The 19,429-nt window shown below is 37.3% G+C and carries 22 protein-coding genes; 5 read left to right on the plus strand and 17 right to left on the minus strand.

The window, feature by feature from the left end; all coding sequences use genetic code 11:
• Positions 1 to 174: 174 nt before the first annotated feature.
• The 4 genes from L0U88_RS01515 to L0U88_RS01530 all read right to left on the minus strand — a co-directional run bounded on the left by L0U88_RS01515 (position 175) and on the right by L0U88_RS01530 (position 5,260).
• Entirely contained in the window at positions 175 to 1,287 is a 1,113-nt protein-coding gene (locus tag L0U88_RS01515) for an alpha/beta fold hydrolase (protein ID WP_234863836.1), read from the minus strand.
• A gap of 112 nt (positions 1,288 to 1,399) precedes the next feature.
• Complete coding sequence (locus L0U88_RS01520; protein ID WP_234863837.1) at positions 1,400 to 2,152, minus strand: energy transducer TonB; 753 nt, start codon at positions 2,150 to 2,152, stop codon at positions 1,400 to 1,402.
• Positions 2,153 to 2,230: 78 nt separating this feature from the next.
• Positions 2,231 to 4,003 (minus strand): serine hydrolase, encoded by a 1,773-nt coding sequence (locus tag L0U88_RS01525; RefSeq protein WP_234863838.1) that lies wholly within the window; start codon positions 4,001 to 4,003, stop codon positions 2,231 to 2,233.
• Positions 4,004 to 4,126: 123 nt separating this feature from the next.
• Complete coding sequence (locus L0U88_RS01530) at positions 4,127 to 5,260, minus strand: helix-turn-helix domain-containing protein (protein WP_234863839.1); 1,134 nt, start codon at positions 5,258 to 5,260, stop codon at positions 4,127 to 4,129.
• A 524-nt stretch (positions 5,261 to 5,784) separates the two neighbouring features.
• Here L0U88_RS01530 and L0U88_RS01535 point away from each other — a divergent pair.
• The 3 genes from L0U88_RS01535 (at position 5,785) to L0U88_RS01545 (ending at position 7,530) form a co-directional block, all read left to right on the plus strand.
• Entirely contained in the window at positions 5,785 to 6,204 is a 420-nt protein-coding gene (locus tag L0U88_RS01535; protein WP_234863840.1) for a DUF1330 domain-containing protein, read from the plus strand.
• Between the two features lie 91 nt (positions 6,205 to 6,295).
• Positions 6,296 to 6,847 carry a GNAT family N-acetyltransferase gene (locus L0U88_RS01540; protein WP_234863841.1) on the plus strand — a complete coding sequence of 184 codons (552 nt, stop codon included), beginning with the start codon at positions 6,296 to 6,298 and terminating at the stop codon, positions 6,845 to 6,847.
• A 311-nt stretch (positions 6,848 to 7,158) separates the two neighbouring features.
• Positions 7,159 to 7,530: a DUF6567 family protein gene (locus L0U88_RS01545; protein ID WP_234863842.1), complete on the plus strand. Its 372-nt coding sequence runs from the start codon at positions 7,159 to 7,161 to the stop codon at positions 7,528 to 7,530.
• Between the two features lie 173 nt (positions 7,531 to 7,703).
• Here L0U88_RS01545 and L0U88_RS01550 read toward each other — a convergent pair whose 3' ends face one another.
• From L0U88_RS01550 to L0U88_RS01605, 12 genes are all read right to left on the minus strand, one after another.
• Positions 7,704 to 7,967 carry a DUF4199 family protein gene (locus tag L0U88_RS01550; RefSeq protein WP_234863843.1) on the minus strand — a complete coding sequence of 88 codons (264 nt, stop codon included), beginning with the start codon at positions 7,965 to 7,967 and terminating at the stop codon, positions 7,704 to 7,706.
• Between the two features lie 112 nt (positions 7,968 to 8,079).
• Positions 8,080 to 8,547 carry a helix-turn-helix transcriptional regulator gene (locus L0U88_RS01555; RefSeq protein ID WP_234863844.1) on the minus strand — a complete coding sequence of 156 codons (468 nt, stop codon included), beginning with the start codon at positions 8,545 to 8,547 and terminating at the stop codon, positions 8,080 to 8,082.
• The gene (locus tag L0U88_RS01560) at positions 8,544 to 9,413 is read right to left on the minus strand and encodes a hypothetical protein (RefSeq protein WP_234863845.1); all 870 of its coding nucleotides are present in this window, start codon (positions 9,411 to 9,413) and stop codon (positions 8,544 to 8,546) included. The genes L0U88_RS01555 and L0U88_RS01560 overlap by 4 nt, the downstream gene beginning before the upstream one ends.
• 61 nt (positions 9,414 to 9,474) lie before the next feature.
• Complete coding sequence (locus tag L0U88_RS01565; protein WP_234863846.1) at positions 9,475 to 9,927, minus strand: GNAT family N-acetyltransferase; 453 nt, start codon at positions 9,925 to 9,927, stop codon at positions 9,475 to 9,477.
• Between the two features lie 45 nt (positions 9,928 to 9,972).
• Entirely contained in the window at positions 9,973 to 10,527 is a 555-nt protein-coding gene (locus L0U88_RS01570; RefSeq protein WP_234863847.1) for an RNA polymerase sigma factor, read from the minus strand.
• 424 nt (positions 10,528 to 10,951) lie between these two features.
• On the minus strand, positions 10,952 to 11,284 hold the full coding sequence (locus tag L0U88_RS01575; protein ID WP_234863848.1) for a DnaJ-like cysteine-rich domain-containing protein: 333 nt from the start codon (positions 11,282 to 11,284) through the stop codon (positions 10,952 to 10,954).
• A 224-nt stretch (positions 11,285 to 11,508) separates the two neighbouring features.
• A complete protein-coding gene (locus L0U88_RS01580; protein WP_234863849.1) occupies positions 11,509 to 12,201 on the minus strand; it encodes a hypothetical protein in 693 nt (230 codons plus the stop codon).
• Positions 12,202 to 12,727: 526 nt separating this feature from the next.
• On the minus strand, positions 12,728 to 14,773 hold the full coding sequence (locus tag L0U88_RS01585; protein WP_234863850.1) for a WG repeat-containing protein: 2,046 nt from the start codon (positions 14,771 to 14,773) through the stop codon (positions 12,728 to 12,730).
• A gap of 253 nt (positions 14,774 to 15,026) precedes the next feature.
• Positions 15,027 to 15,263, minus strand: a complete 237-nt coding sequence (locus tag L0U88_RS01590; protein WP_234863851.1) for a hypothetical protein — start codon at positions 15,261 to 15,263, stop codon at positions 15,027 to 15,029.
• Positions 15,260 to 15,622, minus strand: a complete 363-nt coding sequence (locus L0U88_RS01595; RefSeq protein ID WP_234863852.1) for a hypothetical protein — start codon at positions 15,620 to 15,622, stop codon at positions 15,260 to 15,262. Before L0U88_RS01595 ends, L0U88_RS01590 begins: the two co-directional genes overlap by 4 nt.
• On the minus strand, positions 15,588 to 15,836 hold the full coding sequence (locus L0U88_RS01600; RefSeq protein ID WP_234863853.1) for a hypothetical protein: 249 nt from the start codon (positions 15,834 to 15,836) through the stop codon (positions 15,588 to 15,590). Before L0U88_RS01600 ends, L0U88_RS01595 begins: the two co-directional genes overlap by 35 nt.
• Before the next feature lie 10 nt (positions 15,837 to 15,846).
• A complete protein-coding gene (locus L0U88_RS01605; RefSeq protein WP_234863854.1) occupies positions 15,847 to 16,320 on the minus strand; it encodes a hypothetical protein in 474 nt (157 codons plus the stop codon).
• 127 nt (positions 16,321 to 16,447) lie between these two features.
• Here L0U88_RS01605 and L0U88_RS01610 point away from each other — a divergent pair, with 127 nt between their 5' ends.
• Both L0U88_RS01610 and L0U88_RS01615 read left to right on the plus strand, forming a co-directional pair.
• Positions 16,448 to 16,858 carry an XRE family transcriptional regulator gene (locus tag L0U88_RS01610; RefSeq protein WP_234863855.1) on the plus strand — a complete coding sequence of 137 codons (411 nt, stop codon included), beginning with the start codon at positions 16,448 to 16,450 and terminating at the stop codon, positions 16,856 to 16,858.
• Positions 16,859 to 17,492: 634 nt separating this feature from the next.
• Positions 17,493 to 18,734 carry a DNA cytosine methyltransferase gene (locus L0U88_RS01615; RefSeq protein WP_234863856.1) on the plus strand — a complete coding sequence of 414 codons (1,242 nt, stop codon included), beginning with the start codon at positions 17,493 to 17,495 and terminating at the stop codon, positions 18,732 to 18,734.
• On the opposite strand, the gene L0U88_RS01620 is transcribed toward L0U88_RS01615, so the two are convergent.
• The gene (locus tag L0U88_RS01620) at positions 18,707 to 19,429 is read right to left on the minus strand and encodes a PmeII family type II restriction endonuclease (RefSeq protein ID WP_234863857.1); all 723 of its coding nucleotides are present in this window, start codon (positions 19,427 to 19,429) and stop codon (positions 18,707 to 18,709) included. The genes L0U88_RS01615 and L0U88_RS01620 overlap by 28 nt on opposite strands.

Here is a 19,429-nt window from a genome sequence, read left to right on the forward strand (position 1 = left end):
CTCTACATGCGAAGTACCCCCCCCTTTCTCAAAACGTCTTTTTCAACTTCACACTAACCTTATCCCCGTTCGATTTAATTTCAACCACCTTTTTAATTCCAGCCACGGCATTAGAGCCATACCTGTGCACCTCCGTATTGGGATATGATATCCGAAGCAATTAATTAACAGTCACTATTCCCTGGCAAGTTCGCGTACAATTGAATTAAATTTTTCAACTTCTTCAAAATTCGGACTATGTGCAGATTTTTCGAAGGCAAAGAACTTCTTTTCTGGTGCTTTCAATTGGTCAAAAAAATCTTTGGCAACGGGATAAGGTGTCTGGTAATCATATAAACCCTGAAGAATATAAACAGGAACTTGAATGCTATCAATTTCATTAAAAAGATTCGTATCGATTACCTCTTTCCATAAATACTTGGCTGAAAAATCACTGCCTTTTAAGTAGTTTAATTTTTCTTCAATTGTGTATTCATGAGTAAGAAAAATCATCTTTACTAAGGGTAATATTCCCCTCACTTCTCGCATTGCACCACCACCAAACTTCATAACATAATTTCTCTCAATACCGATGTAGCCATCCCAAGCTGCATTGAATTCATCTAAATCAGCATAATTATCAGAATGTTTAGGGAAATTTAAATTAGCCAAATCATTGATGCCGGCTATATCATTTTGTAATTGAGCCTGTTTTTTAACCCATTCAAATGAAACAAGTTCCCCCTCATATTGGTCTCCAATTTGTCCCACACCAAAATAGGCGTGGAAAAGTTCCGGATATTTGTTGGCCGTTAAAATCCCGAGTAGAGACCCCCAGGAATGTCCCATGATATAAATCTTGTCTTTTTTGAATCGTTTGGTAAGGTATTGGCTGAGTTCACCTGCATCTAAAATAAATTGATCCAAATTCATTGACTCAGGTAGCACATCTGGGCTATAGGATTTGCCTGCTCCTCTTTGTTCCCAGTATACCATAACAAAGTCATTTTCAATTAATCTGTTTGTTTCTTTCATCATTCCAATTTCCGGGCCTCCCGGACCTCCATGTACAAACAACATTACAGGTTTGGTTGAATCGACACCCCGAATTATTATATATTGTTTCAAACCTCCAATTTGAAGCGTATCGATGGTTGAAATGCTACCTGAAATTATCTTAGCACTTTTATCAATAATAGGATCTGCTTCTCCAGGGCTATTAATCCACCATGCAGTCACAAGACACAAAATCAGTATCAAGATTGATAAGACTAGATATAGAACAACCTTCAATGTTTTTCTAATCATGTGTTACTACTATTTTGAATTTGTCATTTTATCACAATAATAGCCGTTCACTTCTTTGTCAAAGCGCAGGACCATGGTTCTGTCGGAGCTACAGATTGACGTGGCACTAACCTTATTCCCGTATTCTAAATACAATCGGAAGAATAAAATACATCTTCACCAGCCTGTCGTCCTGAATTGCCGGTATCCATTTCGGCATCTTGGTTACCAGGCGAATGGCCTCTTGATCCAGCGAGGGGTCAATAGGTTTGACTACAAAAATATCTTCTAAACTCCCATCCTTCGCAATGGTGAATTTCACTCTCACAGTACCTTGTATTCCTTGAACTTTAGCCAGCTGCGGGTACCGAAGATTCCTCGACAGGTATCTCCGCAAACTGTCCATCCCGCCGGGATAACTGGCAGTTTTTTCAAATTCAAACCAGGTGGTATCCGCCCCGTCTATACCATAACAGTTGCCGGAGATGAATTTTCCATTTTCATAGATATCATGCCTTCTTAACTGACCATTTTCCCAATAAGTTTTCAATGGTCCATTGAGCTGGTTCTTTGCGTAGCTCCGTTCCTGCACGATCCGGCCATCGCTATAGCGTATAAAAGCACCTTCCAGCACCCTGTTCGGTGAATAAGGATAGAAATTCATTTCTTCCAGTAGGGTGCCATCTTTTAAGTAACGTACCAGTTTTACCTTCTGCGTATCGGCCTTGTCTTTGTACACCACATTATACCGTTCAGCAGAATCTCTGATAGAAACTTCTTTACCTATTTTTGAGAACCATATCGTATCCTGGGAATAAACAGGGGATGACACCCCCAAAATCATAGCTACCACCACTTGTAGCAAAAGGAAAACCTTGGATTTCATTTACTTTTAAAAATCTTTTGTTTACAATTTTAATACTAACAGTCCTGGTACTCCTTACCTTAAGGTAAGTTCCGGCTCCTATTTTACTATTTTTTTAAGCGTAAAGGTTCCATTGGGCTGAGTAAGATAACAAACCTTTACATTTCCTTTCTCATCCAACTCAAATCGGGCACTGAATCCGGTTAAACCTTTCAGGTTGAAGGTATTTTCCCTGACAGGCTCCAGCTCGTATTCCGGTTGTCCGGGTACAATAGCCTTTAATACGCCCCGTGCATCTCTATAAACTTTAAATCGCAAACCGGATAATTCATAGTCACCTTCGTACTTCTGTAAGCCCTCAGAGGATAGAGTTACAGGAACCACCTCCTTTTTAAATTCTATAGGCTGAATGCCTTCCTCAATTGGGACTGTCAGAGCCGTGATGGCACCATCCGCTGCAATCTTAAACTCGCCATTCAGGGCCTCGCTGCCGTCAAACACATCTGCATCTATAGAAAACCTGAAATGATTGTAATTCAGATGCTGAATGTTAAGCTTCCATCGATTAAAGGTGCCTGTCAGCTCCTCTTTATCAGCCTGGATGATAATATTTCCATACCCCTTGTTTGTATACGTTCCGTTATACTTATCCAGGGCTAGAGATGGCTTTACGGTTTCTGTATTCCCTGTTTCTACTGCTGACTTACTGGCAACCGGTTGTTTAAAGAGCGCATTCCAATCACGGAAGCCGGCTCCAATCATCCTGTCAAGTATTAAATTGCTTAGGATACGGGGTACGGGGGAATTGTTTTGATTGACTGCTATATAAATGCCAATACTATCTGTTGGCATAAAAGAAGTAAAGGAACTGAAGCCATTGATATTACCTCCATGACCAACCCCGTATCGTCCTCTGTAGCTGGCAACATACCACCCAAGGCCGTAATTAAACAGGTAATAGTCGGACATTTGTTTAGACGGCAGGTTGGGCGATGCAATCATTTGCGAACTGATGGCCTCCTGATAAAAGTTGGAGGATATAATTTCTTTCCCTTCAAACTTCCCCTGGTTCGTCCATAGGAGTAACCAGTTGGCCATATCTTTTGCGGTAGATACGATTCCACCACAGGGCGCCACCCCTTGCATCGATGTTGTCAAAAATTCCACCCGCTTTATGTTGTCATTTTTATACACGTATCCGTAAGAAAAATCCCCCTCCTTGCCCATGGCCCCTGTTGTAGAGTTCTTCATTGCCAGGGTTGAAAACAATTTCTCCTCGATGAGTTCCTCCCAGCTTTTACCGTACTGTTTCTCCAATAACCTGCCGACTGCCATATACATATAGTTGTTGTACTGGAAACTTTGCCTTACCGGAGCCGATGCTTCCAAATAACGAATATTGTGTACTAGATCCTCCCTGGTGGTTGCAGCGCCACTGTACCAGGAAAAATCATGCCTTGGCAGACCAGTACGGTGACAAAGCATATCCCTAAGCGTTACACTGGAGGTGAGTGTATTGTCCATAAAGCTTAATTCCGGGAAATAGCTTGCGACAGGCGCATCCAGATCGATTCCTTTTTCCCTGATAGCAAAGCCCACTAAGGATGCCGTAAATGCCTTTGTGCAACTCCCGATAGCAAATTGTGTAGTTTCAGTAACCGGCTTTTTATTCTCAACATCCCGGTACCCATAGCCCTTTGTCAGTACAACTTTACCTTTTTCCACGATGGCAATAGACAGTCCGGGTACCTTCCATTCCTGCAGGATCCGGGTAATCATGGTATCTAATCCAGCCAGCCGGTTCTCTTTTTTCTGACCGGAAGCATAAAAAAACAAGACACAAAAAAGCAATACCGAAGACAAATACTTCATAAACAGGTTATTTATTTTTACGTAATAAGGGAGCGTTTACTACGCAAAGATGGATGGCGTCCACCTGAATGAAGGGTTATCTTATAAGTACGGACATCAATAATTTAACTGAGAATGAATGACTTAGACTGAACCGTCTTTGTCAGCAATTGAAGCAAGATATTCAGAGGGGGATAGTCCCGTTGCTTTCTTAAAGTTTTTATTGAAAGAAGACTTGGAGTTAAATCCACAATCGTAGGCCAGGCTCATGATGGTAAATTGCCTGCTTTCCGGCAGTGCTGCCAATCGCTTAAATTCCTCTACCCGTAAGCTATTGATATACTCAAAAAATGGCTTTCCTTCTATTTCATTGATCACCTGCGACAAGTAATTGGGATGCACATTGATTTTATCTGCCAGTATCGAAAGTGATAATTCCGGTTCCGTATACAATTTTGCTGACTGCATAAGCTGGACAAGCCGTTGGTGGATCTCCCTGCTCTTTTCTCCTGTAACACCGGAGCTGGCATATTTCCTTCGTGGGTTATTTTCAATCACTTCAACCGGCACCGGAATTGCAGGTACCGGTGCTGTTTGATACAGATTGGCAGTGGTAAAAATTCCTACCTGTCTGATTCCAAAATACCCAAGAAATACAATAAATAGGGCAGCCGCGCCGAAAATATAATAGTCGCTTTTAGTAACTACTATGATCAGCCAAATCGCCGCCAGTCCGTATATAAAATAGCGAAGCCAGTTCAGGTTGATTCTTTCTTCATAGGAAAACTCCTGACTGATGTTGAGTTTGTGCCTGCGCAGTAACCATAGTGCCCACAATACATAAACAAACCCCGACACCTGAAGTAATACAATCCGGAGTAAGTTGGCTCCCTGGTACCCTTCTCCCCCACTTCGTATAAAAGCCAGCTTTCCCTCAGCCGATCGTAACAGCACGGGTAAAAAGAATAAAACAGCAACAAGGGCAGGAATAAAATGCAATAGGATCCAGTTCCGATTCCGAGGCAGCTGGTTGGTCATAGCTGCCGTGTACAGGTACAGCATCGGTCCGTGCAGCATGGGAAAGGGAATACTAGTTCCCAGCAGCCAGTGTACATTTGCTTTAGTAATTGGCTGAATGCTGAAAATATACAACGTAAGGTGACAACCAATGAGTAAGAGCCAGACAAAAAGAATTTTATCGGCAACTGTCTTTTCCTCTTTAGAGGCCATTAATAAAATAAGGAGAAGAGTGATTCCTATGCCGATATATGCCAACATGGGGCTAAGATAAGTTATCTACCAAACAAACAATTTTACTTATTCAGATAGTTAACTGTTTAATTATTAATGGTCGCTAATGCATGTAGAGCCATTGAGTACACGAATGGATTTTGTGTCCCAAATTAACTTATGTGGTGGTATTTGTTTCAAATCAGTAATCGCCTCTGCCGGGACTAAATCTACTGGAAAACAGTCCCGACCTTATTCAGCGTGTTCCCCAACACCAGTTAGCCAGCTATTGGGGTATCAAACCACAATCTTTAAGCTGATTGAGGGCAAGAAATCTTGAAAAAAAAGAGCTAACGCCGATTTCTTAACTTAAGTCAAAGGTTATTGTATTTAACTAATCCAGTTTTGTAGTATCATTTATATGAAAGATATGCAAAAGAGAAATTTATAGATTGGACTTTCCTTTATACTGATTAGCAGTTTACAGGTAAATGCACAAAATTGTACACCCTGTCTACCTCGAGTTATGTACAAATCAAAAGCCTATTATTTTACCAAATAAATCTACGTATATGGACAAAATATATTTAATGCCAACACAGGAAGCCGGACGAAAATTTGTAATGCGACAGCTACATGGAAATATTGTAATGCTGAACTTACTTCGTTTTCGTAAAACAGCAGACTATTCAGATAATCCTGAACTTATGCCGAAAGAACCAATAAGTGGAAAACAGGCATATCAACTTTATATTGAACATACGTTGCCATTTTTGAATCAGTCGGGTGGAGAAATTCTATTTATGGGGGAAGGTGGAGATTTTTTAATTGGACCCGAAAATGAACATTGGGACGCTGTATTGTTAGTAAAACAAAATAGTGTGAACAGTTTTTTAGCTTTTGAATCAAATAAAGAATATATGAAAGGAATTGGTCATAGAACAGCAGCTTTAGCAGATTCAAGACTTTTACCAATAGTTGAAACAAAATGATTTTTAAATTACCCGACATCACAAATATGTATACTGTTCGCACTCATTGTAAAATACGTCTAACAATTCATTGAAAATAATCTATTTTACTATGGAATTTCTAAACATAGTAACTCCACGACTGAATATTCGCCACCTTAAACTCAAAGATTTAACTGATTTTCATATTTATCGCTCAAATCCAGAGGTTGTAAAATATCAGGGCTTTGATGTTTTTACACTCGAACAAGCGAAACATTTTATTCAAGACAATACTGCAAAGCATTTTGGAAATGCAGGCGAATGGGTACAATACGGAATTGAATATATTGAAACAAGTCAACTTATTGGCGACTGTGCAATTAAACTTGACCAGAACGACACAAGAATTGCAGAAATCGGAATAACAATTTCACATCTTAATCAAAAAAAAGGGTATGCAAAAGAAGTTCTTATTGGAATTTTGAGATTCTTGTTTGAAACAAAAAAAATACACCGGGTTTTTGCAAGAGTAGATACAGAAAATACTGCTTCAGTCAATTTATTGAAAAGTATAGGATTTAGACTAGAAGGACACTTTATTGAGAATATTTTCTTCAACGGAAAATGGGGAAGTGAATTTCAATATGCAATGTTAAGACGAGAATGGAACAGTAGAGCGTAATATCATAATATGAACATTTAACAACGAACATCTTCGAAGCCATCATTTTTGGCAGCTACAGAGTCCACTAAACATACAGTAAATAACTATTTCTTATCCTAAGTCAATAAATTTCACATTCACTAAATCTACTTTTGAAGTAATAATTACTATAAATAAGAAATGCTAGAAAAGTTGTATTCATTGGCATTATTCTACAGTTGACAAGTTCCCCCATACTCAAATCATACAACATTTTTAGGTGAGCAAGCCTTGTATTTTGGATACACGTCTTTATGCATATTTAACAGAAAAAAATAATACATACTAAAATGAAAAGAATAAGCCTCTTTTTCGTCTTCTTATTGCCGCTGGCATTTCTTAGTTCTTGTGGCTTCGGTACTGCCGTTGTTTCCAACCACAATCAAAACGTAACTGAAGTACACTTAAGTGGGAATAACTACAAAATAATTGATCAGGTAAGTGGAAGTTCGGAGGCATCTTATGTATTGGCAATCGGCTCTATGAATAAAAGACAATTATACGAAAATGCATACTCATCCATGTTGAAGAAAGCTAATTTACTGAATGGTTCCAAAGCCATAATAAACGTGCTAACTGAACAACATTACAGTGGTTTTGCTCCTTTTTTTGTAAGAAGAACTGTAACTGTAAGCGCTCAGGTAATTGAATTTACAAGATAAAATTTCATTAGGTAACACTTTGCCAGTGTATCTAGTCAATTTAAAGCATCCCTGGTAGACCAGGTACCAGGTCTACCAGCAGGAACTCTACAGTAACCTTCATGGAAAAATGCGATTTTTAGTCGGCAACGATAGATCCTGTTTCCAAGTTTAAATAGCCATGACGCGTGTGATTATAAACGACAGTAGGTTATTAAGCTTGTAGTGCCTAAGGACTGCAGTAAACTTCCAAAGCTGATAAAACCATCCAGCTGTTTGTTTCGGTAATTCCGGACACCAATATAAATAAGCGAAAAAACAACCACCATTACGCTATACCCAACAAATTCACTCCCTTTCAGATCCGGGTTATGATACATCCAATAAACCATAAACCCGATATTGGCACAAAACACTAAACCGATGATGATACCAAAAACCAATACAATTTTTTTCATGTGGGATTAAATTTAGAATTGGCTCAAATCTATAGGATCGGGTGCTGCTTACCCTCATACTTTAGTACCAAAATTGCTTTTCAGCCGAAATGGCACCAAAGTACGAATGAGCTTATTCTATGATTTTCAATTGTTTGGCTTTTGTAATTGCCTGCGTCCTGCTTTTGACATCCATTTTGAAATAGAGATTGGAGACATGTGTTTTTATCGTGCTAACCGACAGGAAGAGATTGGCTGCGATATCCGCATTGCTATGCCCTTTCGCCAGGAGTTGCAATACTTCGTACTCCCGATTATTTAAATTGAGTTTTTGAAGTTCAGCCGTGTTGAGGGTAAAGACTTCCGGCGGCTGTACGATAATCTCTTTCTCGACAATCAACGTTTCAACTTTGGGCTTCATAATATGCGATGCCACCCAAATCCCCAGGATCGTAAAAAACAGTGCAATAGCACCAATGTAGATATCAATCGCATTATCGACGAGAACAAATTTCCATTGCAACCATTTCAGCGCGAAGACCAAAACTGCTAAAATCAGTCCATACAAAATGATATGCCGAAAATCCTTTAGTTTCTTCATTTTCTATTCAGGGTAAAACTAAAATCTTTATTTCCAATCAGTAAGTGCTGTTTTTCATCCAGAAAATAAAGGATGTTTTTATCTGCCTGCAGCATTAAAATGGGATCCTGGAGGCCCGGTAACTTAAGTTCGTAAATAACTGCCCTGGGGGATTTTACCAATTGCCAGGTTCCAACTACATCCCTAGGCTGATTATCAACAATGTTTCGGGTGGTACAGGTGCTGGGCAAACCTGTTTGGGCGTCTCTGTTTAAGATGAGTCGCCATTTTATTTTAAAGCAATCGGAGGATGCCTTCATCTCCGGATGCAGCATTGTAATTTCCCGACAAGGAGTACGTCCCTCGAATATCAGTTTTGCTTCATCCGATTGGGCACCACTGGATTTGAATGTAGCAACCTCCCCTGCCTCAACGAATTCCCGATTAAGCGTATAACTCCAGCCTGCATTCCCAACCAGGAGTTGGCTTTGACCATCCAGCATATGGAATAGATTGGTACTTATAGCCACCAGGTTCAGCATTGCTGTACCGTCCTTACTCTTTAGGGTATAGAGTTGTTCCCAGTTTTCGGTAGCTGAAACCTGGTATTTTCCTTCTATAATTTGGAATATTCCTCCCTGTTTAAAACCCAGAGTATTGGGTTGATTCTTACCGTATTGTATGGTAAGTTGGAACGTTTCATCCGCTTTCATCAGCAAACTCCATCGAATAAAATCGATCACTGCATCTGCTTTTATACCCAGCATCTTTTTAATAGCACTATCACCAGGTGTACTACCTACTAAATTAAAAGCTGATCTATCAATTGATAGACTACCGGAAATAGCCATACTAACTACAAGTAGTAATATAACATGACTTTTCACTGGTTGGCTATTTTAGTGTTCCCCAATTTACAAAAACCATTGCACATAAAAACCCGCCCTTCTATTCCTTTGTTGGAAACAAATACGTAAAATGCACCGCATTCATTTCAGTACTACTATTGGTTTTGCGATAAAAGCGTACCGCCTCCAGGTCATCCGATTCGGCTTCTACATACGCATGATCAAATCCATTTTGTGCACAATAGCTGCAAACTTCAGAAAGTAATTGCTTGCCCAATCCCCTACCCTGAAAAGCGGGACGAACACCTACATCGTATATATACGCCACTGGTTTGGGAGTATAATAGCTATGCAGTACATAAACTGTTAACCCTGCTACTACTTTCTGATCTACCATCACTACAAAAACCATAAAATTGGGGTCGGTGAGTAAGGCAGCCGGATAGTTGTCTGCCGGCTTCACTGAGTCAACTTCAAAAACCTCCTGAAATATATCCAGGAGGTTTTTGAATTCAGAAAGCTCGTCGGGGTTTAACTTTTTAACGATCACCATCCTGAATTATTTCACCTTAACAGAAAAACTATTTCTTGTCCAGCTTCAGGTTATAGGCTGAAGCAGTTTACGCAGCGCTTCCAGTCCGCGTGATTTTTGCGTTTTTACAGTACTGGGATGCAAATTTAATTCCCGGGCAATTTCATTGGTGTTTTTGTCTTCCAGGAAATACATGGTAATCACTTTCTGATTACCCGGCGATAATGCTTTAAGCGCATTGTATAACACATGGTACAATTCCGTGCGCACCAATTTTTCAAAAGCTTTTTCGGTAGTGATAGCAGGTTTCTGAGCTGCACGATGCATAACGCTGCGCTTCCGCTCCTTCCGCAAATAGGCGATGCTATCTCGCTGCACAATTTTATACAAATAGGCCCGGATCGCACCATAGGTATCCAGCTTCCAATTCATTTTCCACGATTTAATAAAAGCACCACAAGCAATTTCTTCAGCTATGGACCGATTGTTCAAAATATTATAGGCATAATAGCTCAGCACCGGATGAAATTCCTCGTAAAGAATGGCAAGTGCCTGTTCATTACCCTTGTAGAAAGCCTGGGCCAGGAATTGCTGGTTTAAAAATGGGTTGGAATTCTTCATAGTACAAGGTGAATAAGAGCAACCTAAATTACCAACACCTTGGTGAATAAAATAATCCGGGGGTGATTAAATTAATCAGATCTCAAATTTTTTCCCAGCAGGATTTATCGTAAACGTATTCCTATAACCGATTCAATTTTTCTCACCCACTTATCTACAAGACGCGGAAAAACGTTCATTCTCTCAGCAAATTCATTACGGGTCAGATTTAATTGATAAAGAAGTTCCAAAATAGAAATAACAATTTTTTGAAAGTAGTGAAGCCAATGTCGGTTTTCTCGCTTTTGATTTGCAACTGATATCCTATTGCTTTCCCAAATTCCCCCCAAAGTTCCATTAGTTTCTGTCTGGTTGTAATAATGCAAACAATTTAGATGCTTTTATATGGTACATGTTAATTGTTTTACGCTATAAAGCCAGATCTTCATATCTTCATCCATCCTGTTCCATCACAGGCTTTACATCTTACCATTCCACTGCCATAACAAACTACACAGCTATTGGAGACCGTTTTAGGCCCATCCCCTCTTTGTCCTGTTCCTTTACAGTAACTACAAGACGCTTCACCATTAATACAGTTATAGCAAATTGATCGATACGTAGATTTTTCCTTTTTATAATTTTCTATTTTTCTCATGGCATTCTCTCTTTCTTCAGCTTCAATTGAAGGCGTATTATTGCTATCCTTTAATGCTGGTACTAATGTTAAAACATAAATTATAATTCCTACTATTATAATAGTTGTAATAATGCCCATTGTTATTTTTATTTAATTTTTTGAATGTAATATCTCATTAAGATTTCAAAACAAAACAGAATAGACCCCTCTTTGCCAAAGATATCTGTTTTTCAATCCGGGTTATGCTCATTTTTTTATAGATGTTCACGAACAAATTTTAGTAACTGCTGACAGCACGTATAGAAAAAAGTATAGTTGATTAAATGTAGAATACGTACTTTAAATACTGAAATTTACAGGCGTTACTTATATGGATTATTTTGGTCGTTACCTATCAGAAATGGAACAAAAAATTGTGTTGCTAATAACAAAGTTGGCAGAACTATAAAAAATATTATTACAAGAGAATGAAAATATGTATTTCTAGAATTTAATACATGTGTAAAATTCTTTTTAAAAACAATCCCAGAAATGGAAATGCATAAAACATGAAAAAGTAAGAAACTAAATAGATTGCCTTGCTTAATAGTCTCTGGGATATATAGGAATTTAAAAGCATTATTAAATGATAATGTCTCTATCCAAATATTTTTATTTGGAAAAATGAACGAAAATAATAAGCCAGTTATTAAGTAGGTGCAAGATGTCCAGAATGTACCACGGAAAGCTGTTTCAAGTGATAATTCAGCTTTTGTGAGCTTTATTTTACTTTTATAAAAGGTAATCAAAAAGCTGCTGAACAAAGCAGAAATCGCCGCTGGTATAGCAATAATAAGTGCTATAACAATGAGAATGATCTGTCCGCAACCTTCTCCATTTCCAGGATTAAATGAGCTACCACTGTTTTTTCTTTTCGAATCAGGGTTGTTTATTCTTTCATTCCATTCACGTTCATTTTTACCTTTAACATATTCATCCCAATTTCCCCCACTCCAAGGCTTCTGATTGCGACCTTCATCGAAACTATCACTAATTAAAAGATAATCAGGTGTCATAATAAATAATAAAGTAGGCAATTAGTTTTGTACAAAATGTCAAATTCGTTAATACAGATATTTTCTTGCCAAACGATTTTCTATTTCTTACATTCCCCAAAATGATAAATGAATGAATTACCGTCAGGCAGTCCAACTAGTACAGCTTTTGTTTTAAATTAGATATACCCCAATCTTTAATAACTTTTAGCGAAAGAACATTTACTGCTGATTTTCCAAATGCATCCGAATAAGAAAGCCGTTTTTTACAATGCCATATCTATTATGTATAAATTCCCTTGATTTTATAATAATACTTCCATAATCTCCAATAAATTGATCTGCTTATTTAGCGGTTTCTAATTTTATGGCCAGGTTGGTACAAATGTGTCTTGGTCGTACATTTCCCCCTTTCAGATCATTTAGACGCTTTCAAATACCGTCGTCGATATCCGCGGTATCAAAGAAGACGGCGATGACTTGATAAGGATCGGTAATCTTATCCTTAAACCAAACCGATGTTTCCAGTTTTCAGATATTTTCTTTTCTAAAATCCAGCCTCTTCCTTCCTCCTGACAAATTGAAATACACCTGATCTATCAATATACCCTTCAATGCTTTTATCTGAATTCAAACGTTTACCAATTTCTGCATATTGAAGTTTTGACTCAGGTTCAAACAATTTCAATTTAGTAAAGACAGGATCAATAATAATAGAACCAGATAGATCTGCAATACCAATTCCATTCTTTGTATTACTTGCTACTTCAAATAAAAATTCACCATCTTTAACACCAGACCTGACATACAACATTTCACCATTAGGAAAATGGGCCCTAAGCTTTTTTAGCACAGGGATGTAAACGCCATTGGTATCCACAAAATATGCATTATCCTTAACTCTTGCATTTGTATTAATTGACACACAAGTATACCCATTAGAATATAAAAACGGTTCTGAGACTGGATTTACCTGAGCACTCATAATTGAAATTGTATCTCCAGAGTTCTTAGGTAAGGTAAAAACAATTTCACCTCTTCTATTTATCATGGCATATTCAATTCTTTCAAGCCCAATAGCTTTCACCAAGGATCTCCCATTGCTAAATCTGCCTGGCTGTGACCTGAACTTATAAGGAATTACTAAATTGCCCAGTGTATCAATTGCTCCCCAACGCTCCTCTCCAAATTCATTTAATGTACAAACAAATGCTAAACCTTCACTGAATCTACCAACTTTGTAGAATGAAGGCGGTATTTTAAATTCTCCAAATCTGTTTATAAAACCAATTTTTTTATTTTTAATCTCTCGAAGTTTAATAATATCATTCACCTTATCTTCAGAATAATTTAATTTCCGTGCTGGATGAAGTCCGCAATTCCAATCAGGCAAACCGTCATTTGGTGTAGCCCAACTTGTTTCTTCCAAATAATAATTGATATTAGTGTATCCTAGAGCTTTTGAATAGTTTCGATTTCCTTTTCCAATTAACCGTGCACCATCGTACTTAACAGATATCATTCTGCCATCTGGCGGTAAAGAGTTTTCACCGTACGTAAGTGCAGTAATTATATATCCATCATACGAAAATTGATTGAGTGATACTTTTTCAAATCCAGTGTTTTTAAGAATATCTTTCATCCATTTGATTTTCCCATCGGGGAGAATATACCCATGTATATAATCGGAGGAATTCGGTGTTCTTTTTACAAATGAATACATTTTAATACCCTTAGTGCCAGGCAGGTAATTTGCTAAGGAACCATATTTGGTTTCAAAAAACGTTACTCTATCTTGTGCACGTCCATTAATGTTTGATGCAACACCACCATATGAATCAGCTTCTGACGATATACCATAATTATCGAAAGGATGAATAAGCTTGCCATTTTCATCAATAAGGCTTTGCAAATCACCTTTATTTACAACTGCAAATCTTCCAAAGAAATAATCTAGCTTGTCATAATCAAGATATTTGACATTTGGAGAGATAGTTCCAGCTTTTAAACTATTTTGGTTAATTGATTTATCAGTATTACTCTTTACAGCTGTGCTTTGCTTTTGGGAAACATTACTATTTGTGATACTATTTTCAGGCTTCTTTCCATTTAAAAAGCTAAATGATTCAACCATTTTGATTGTTACAGGCATACCATCATTAAATACTCCTTCAGGAGCTATATAATAAAATGAATAGCGCCGATTATCCGCAATAATCTGATAGCATCTATAGCGAGTGCCGGATTTAGTAGTATAGTCAATTACCCACCATTTATTTAAGCCTATTTCTTCAAAGCCGGAATAATTCAAGACCTGATTTTTATTCTTTTTTTGATTTTTCAGTTGAATTTCGGAAAACTCATCAAGTGTCATATACGGCTGAATAGTAAATTCAAAATGTTCAACTTCCCACTTACGGGAGGCATTGGATGCCGCTACTGCTAGAAAATCTGATGTATTAATATTTTGAAGAGTAACATCATCCGGCAATTTGAGAGAAAATATTTTATCCTTTGAAATAAATATTGCATCATTTTTTTGCCCAAAACATATTGTATGAAAAATAAAAAACACTACAGTGAGAAACCTCATATTTAATTTCTATTTAATTGTGTTCGTTATATTAATTAAGTTCATTTTACAAACAGGGTGCTTATGTTTGCTTCAACATCAAAAACGGAAATTTTTAGGGAACGAATATTTTCTGTGTAAAATAATGGCTATAATCAGCAGCACAGGAAATCACAGGATAGATTTCTCTAATATATTTCTAATTAAGAAAATCGACAAGTTTTAACTACTGAATTTTAAAATATTTTCCATGAATTAATTGTAGCAGTATTTTTCACCCACCCCTCCCCTTCACCAACCCATAGTTCGCCCTCACCAGCCCCCGCAACAACTCATAAAAATGAAACCAATTCGCCCTATCTATTTCATTCCAGTCATTCCCTTCTTCACTGCTCAGCGTTAACCGAAACATCTGCCACAAGTGCTCCTCAGTATAGGCTAACCCATATGCATCCAGAAACTCCAGTATCGCCTGCTGGTGGGCTACTCTATCATCCCGCGAAGATTTCATAACCGTCTTTTACTAATCCTGTTTTTAATATGCCCGCCGACATGGTTTACTTCCCGAACATCAATCAGGTGCACGGCTTCCACCAGTTTGGTGAGCTGGAAATAGAGGGATAGCGGCCTGACATCTTCTAATTCCAGCAGGTTCATAGATCGCAGGGAATAGTCCATCAGCAACTGCAGTTGTTCTTTCCAGTTGGCGATATTCTGGTATCGGAAAAAGCGTTTGAACACCCTGTAGGGATTGGCAAACTCTTTATAGCTGAGCGACCGGGGTAAGAAATCCCATTTGGTCAGCTTACCATGCCATCCCACAAAGAGATTGGGATTAAACACATCCTCTTTCCAACAACCAGGCTGCATTGATCACCGATTCCAGCAAGCTGAATTCATAGAGCAGACGACCTGGCTCCTGCTTCTCCCAGCACCGATCGGAGCAGGCCACCTGGAGGATGTTTTTAATGATTTTCCGATGATAAGCGATATCCGCGGCATCAAAGAAGGCGGCGATGATTTGATAGGGATCGGTAATCTTATCCTTAAACCAAACCGATGTTTCCAGGTACTCGTGTTTCATAAGAAGGTAGTTAAAGGTTAGGAATCGATTTATAGGAACCGGGAAAGGCAGTGATGATCCGACCTCCGGCATCCGTAAGGATGGTGAGCAGGCAGGTGGGTACATGATCGAGATCGATGCCGATGGTTTTATCCAGCGTAAGGGTACGTTTGAACTGTAGGGTACCTGGAATGGGAGAAGCCGGCTCGGTAGAGGCATCGCGGAGGTAAGAAAGCAATTCGATAAGCGGAACTGTGAATTTACTGGCAGCCGGATGCCGGGGAATGGTATAGTAATGCCGTTCCAGCATATGTGCGAGGGCGGTAACAGTAATGTAATAGGATTTGCGGAACAATTTTTTCCGATCCTTCAGGGGCACCTGGAAGAAGGCGTTCAGAATCATCTGATTCATCCATTGTTGGGTATCGCTGAGCAGGAAGATGAGCCGGATCCATTCTGCTTCATTGAAAGGAGGAAAATTGTGCAGCTGCGTGGTATTTTCCATGGAATATGGTGCTTGGTAAAATGGTAAAGTAACACCTACCCGATTGTATTAAATAATCCGGAAATGATTAAATTAGTCGGGCTCTGGCATATTTTAATCAGCGGTTTAAAACCTTATATTTGTCCTTATGGAAAAGAAAATTCATCACGGAAAAAATGTTGCGCGCTTTCGGCAGATGTTGGGAATGAAGCAGGATCTGTTGGCATCCTTACTGGGTGAAGAATGGACACAATTGAAGATCTCCCGACTGGAAGCGAAAGAAGAAATTGAGGATGGGATTCTGGATGATGTAGCGCGGGCATTGAAAATTCCGGTGGATGCAATTAAGAATTTTGATGAGGAAGCGGCGATAAGTATTGTTGCGAATACATTTACAGATGAATCTGTAGCATATGTTGAAAATTACAAATGCACATTTAATCCCTTAGATAAATGGGCTGAAGAAATTGCAGTAAACAGAAAATTATACGAAAGATTACTTCAAGCTGAAAAAGAAAAAATAGAGCTTTTGCAAAAATTACTAGACAAGCATAAATAAAGTGCAAGAGTTAGGACTTTATCTGAAAATCAGGTTATTTTATTTTTTATAGAGTTATGATGTATTAATAATTTTATTTTATTGCATCAACCAAATGCTATTTAATATAATGAACCAAAAAAGTCTGAAAAGTCATTTTCCTATAGAAGTATCTTCCAGAGTGATTTCGTTCATTATTTTAGAAATGAAGCCAACTGCCGTTATCTTGTTGAACTAATTTTCAGTTATCATACTTCTTTTTTATACACCACGCAAATAAATCAATCTTTCAATATTAAATGAACGTATTAACAGCTTCCATTTCAGATTGAAAGGTATACTTTGATTTTATTTCGACAAATTCCTTACAATTGTTGAATAAGTTCCTTTTGTTGGTGTCTAACTTTCTTCAGATCAAACCTCATTCAGAAGTCAGTAAAAACCCGGGAAAGCACTTTTGAGATGGCTCTAGGAAAGGGATAAAACAATCATTCAGAATTTCGACCAATCAAAATAATTTAGCCAAGTATTTTAAATACAATCTATTTCAAATTAATAATTTACCCACTTGAAAAAAATATAATTAAAGATTTTTCGTTAAAAACCATTTTAAATATATATTTGTAACCATTGTATAAGGTTAATTAACATGGTTATGAATGAATATTTGACTATATCTGAAGCTGCAAATCTAATAGGTAAAAGCAAAGAAACTTTAAGGAGATGGGATCGAGAAGGTAAACTCTTGGCATTAAGAGAACCAATAAGCAATTATAGAAAATACAGAAGACAGGAAGTTCTCGATTTACTTTTAGATTTTAAAGATGAAGAACCTCAAATTGGGAATATTAACTTTGTAAAGCCAAACAAAGATTATTGGGTATTAGAATTATTTGCGGGTGCAGGTGGATTAGCAGTTGGTTTAGAACAAGCTGGCTTAAAATGTATAGCAGTTAATGAAATAGATAAATTCGCGTGCGAAACTTTAAGAAAAAATCGCCCAAAATGGGAAATAATTGAAGGAGATATCAAAAATTTCAAGTTCTCTGAATATAAAAACAAAGTTGATGTTATAACAGGTGGGTTTCCATGTCAAGCTTTTAGTTATGCTGGAAAAAAATTAGGTTTCAAAGACGCACGAGGCACATTATTTTATGAATTTGCAAGGGTTGTAAAGGAAGTAAAACCTCTTATTTGTATTGGAGAAAATGTAAGAGGTCTTTTAAACCACAATGGTGGCAAAACATTAGAAGGAATGATTTCGATTCTTGATGAAATTGGTTACAATGTAGTGCCAGTTCAAGTTTTGAAGGCAATAAACTACAAAGTTCCTCAAAAACGAGAACGATTAATTTTAGTTGGTGTAAGAAAAGATTTGAACACAAATTTTGAATATCCAAAACCTTATAGTAAAATCTATAACTTAAAGGATGCTTTGTTTAAAGGTGAACTTTATGATTGTGATGTCCCTAAATCTTTAGGCGTTAAATATCCTAAGAGCAAAAAAGATGTACTAGATTTGGTACCACCTAAAGGGTATTGGAGAGATTTACCTATTGAAATACAAAAAAAATTTATGGGCGGCAGTTATTATCTTGGAGGTGGTAAAACTGGTATTGCCAGAAGAATAGGATGGGATGAACCATGTTTAACTCTTACTTGCAGTCCAGCACAAAAGCAAACAGAGCGTTGCCACCCTGAAGAAACAAGACCATTTACAATTAGAGAATATGCAAGAATACAAACATTTCCAGACAATTGGGAGTTTTCAGGCTCAATTGCTCAGCAATATAAACAAATAGGAAATGCAGTACCAGTTAATTTGGCTAGAGAACTTGGATACTCAATTATAAACTTCTTAAATAAAAATCAAGGATTATCAAATGTAAAAAGATGAGAATTTGAAATTTCTGATGCTAGCAATTCAATTCCAGATGATATTACATTATTACTATCTAGCCTTAAAATTAAATCATGTAAATCTGAAACTAAATTGGTATAAAAATGTTCATAACCAGTTAATCTAAACCAAAATTCATTACCAATATATACAGGATGAATTTTATTAATAGTTCTATAATGCATACTTAACTCTTCGCTTTGCCCATAAATAACCCCAACAATGAAATCGGTATTATTAATGTTTCTAAAGGCCGAGTTTGTTCTTGCAAGATTTATGGTGTCTGTAAATTTTCTAATTAAAGGACTAACATCCTCAGAATTAATTGTATTTGGTCCAGCTTTTAATTGACACCATTTTTTTCGATCATCAAGCTTATCAATAAATTCGATGTCCATTCCTTTAATTAGTGAGCCATTAGCTAATCCAATATCTACAAACATATTTTGTATTCTAGAACCAAAAATTGTTGATATTGATGTTCCCAAAACACGGGGATAATATAAAGCTTTTGCAACACCAATAGCTGTAAAATCATTTTCTAAAATCTTTGATAGATATTTAACTATTATGGGATTTATTTTATATGTTTTGAGCTTTGTATGAATACTAATAGAGGCTTTTAAATGATTGTCAAATATGTTCAACTTAAAATATTCTGTAATTGTCGCAATCAACTCTTGTTCATTCAT

The sequence above is a fragment of the Flavihumibacter fluminis genome (assembly GCF_021491375.1).
In the GTDB taxonomy this organism is placed as follows: Bacteria; Bacteroidota; Bacteroidia; order Chitinophagales; family Chitinophagaceae; genus Flavihumibacter; species Flavihumibacter fluminis.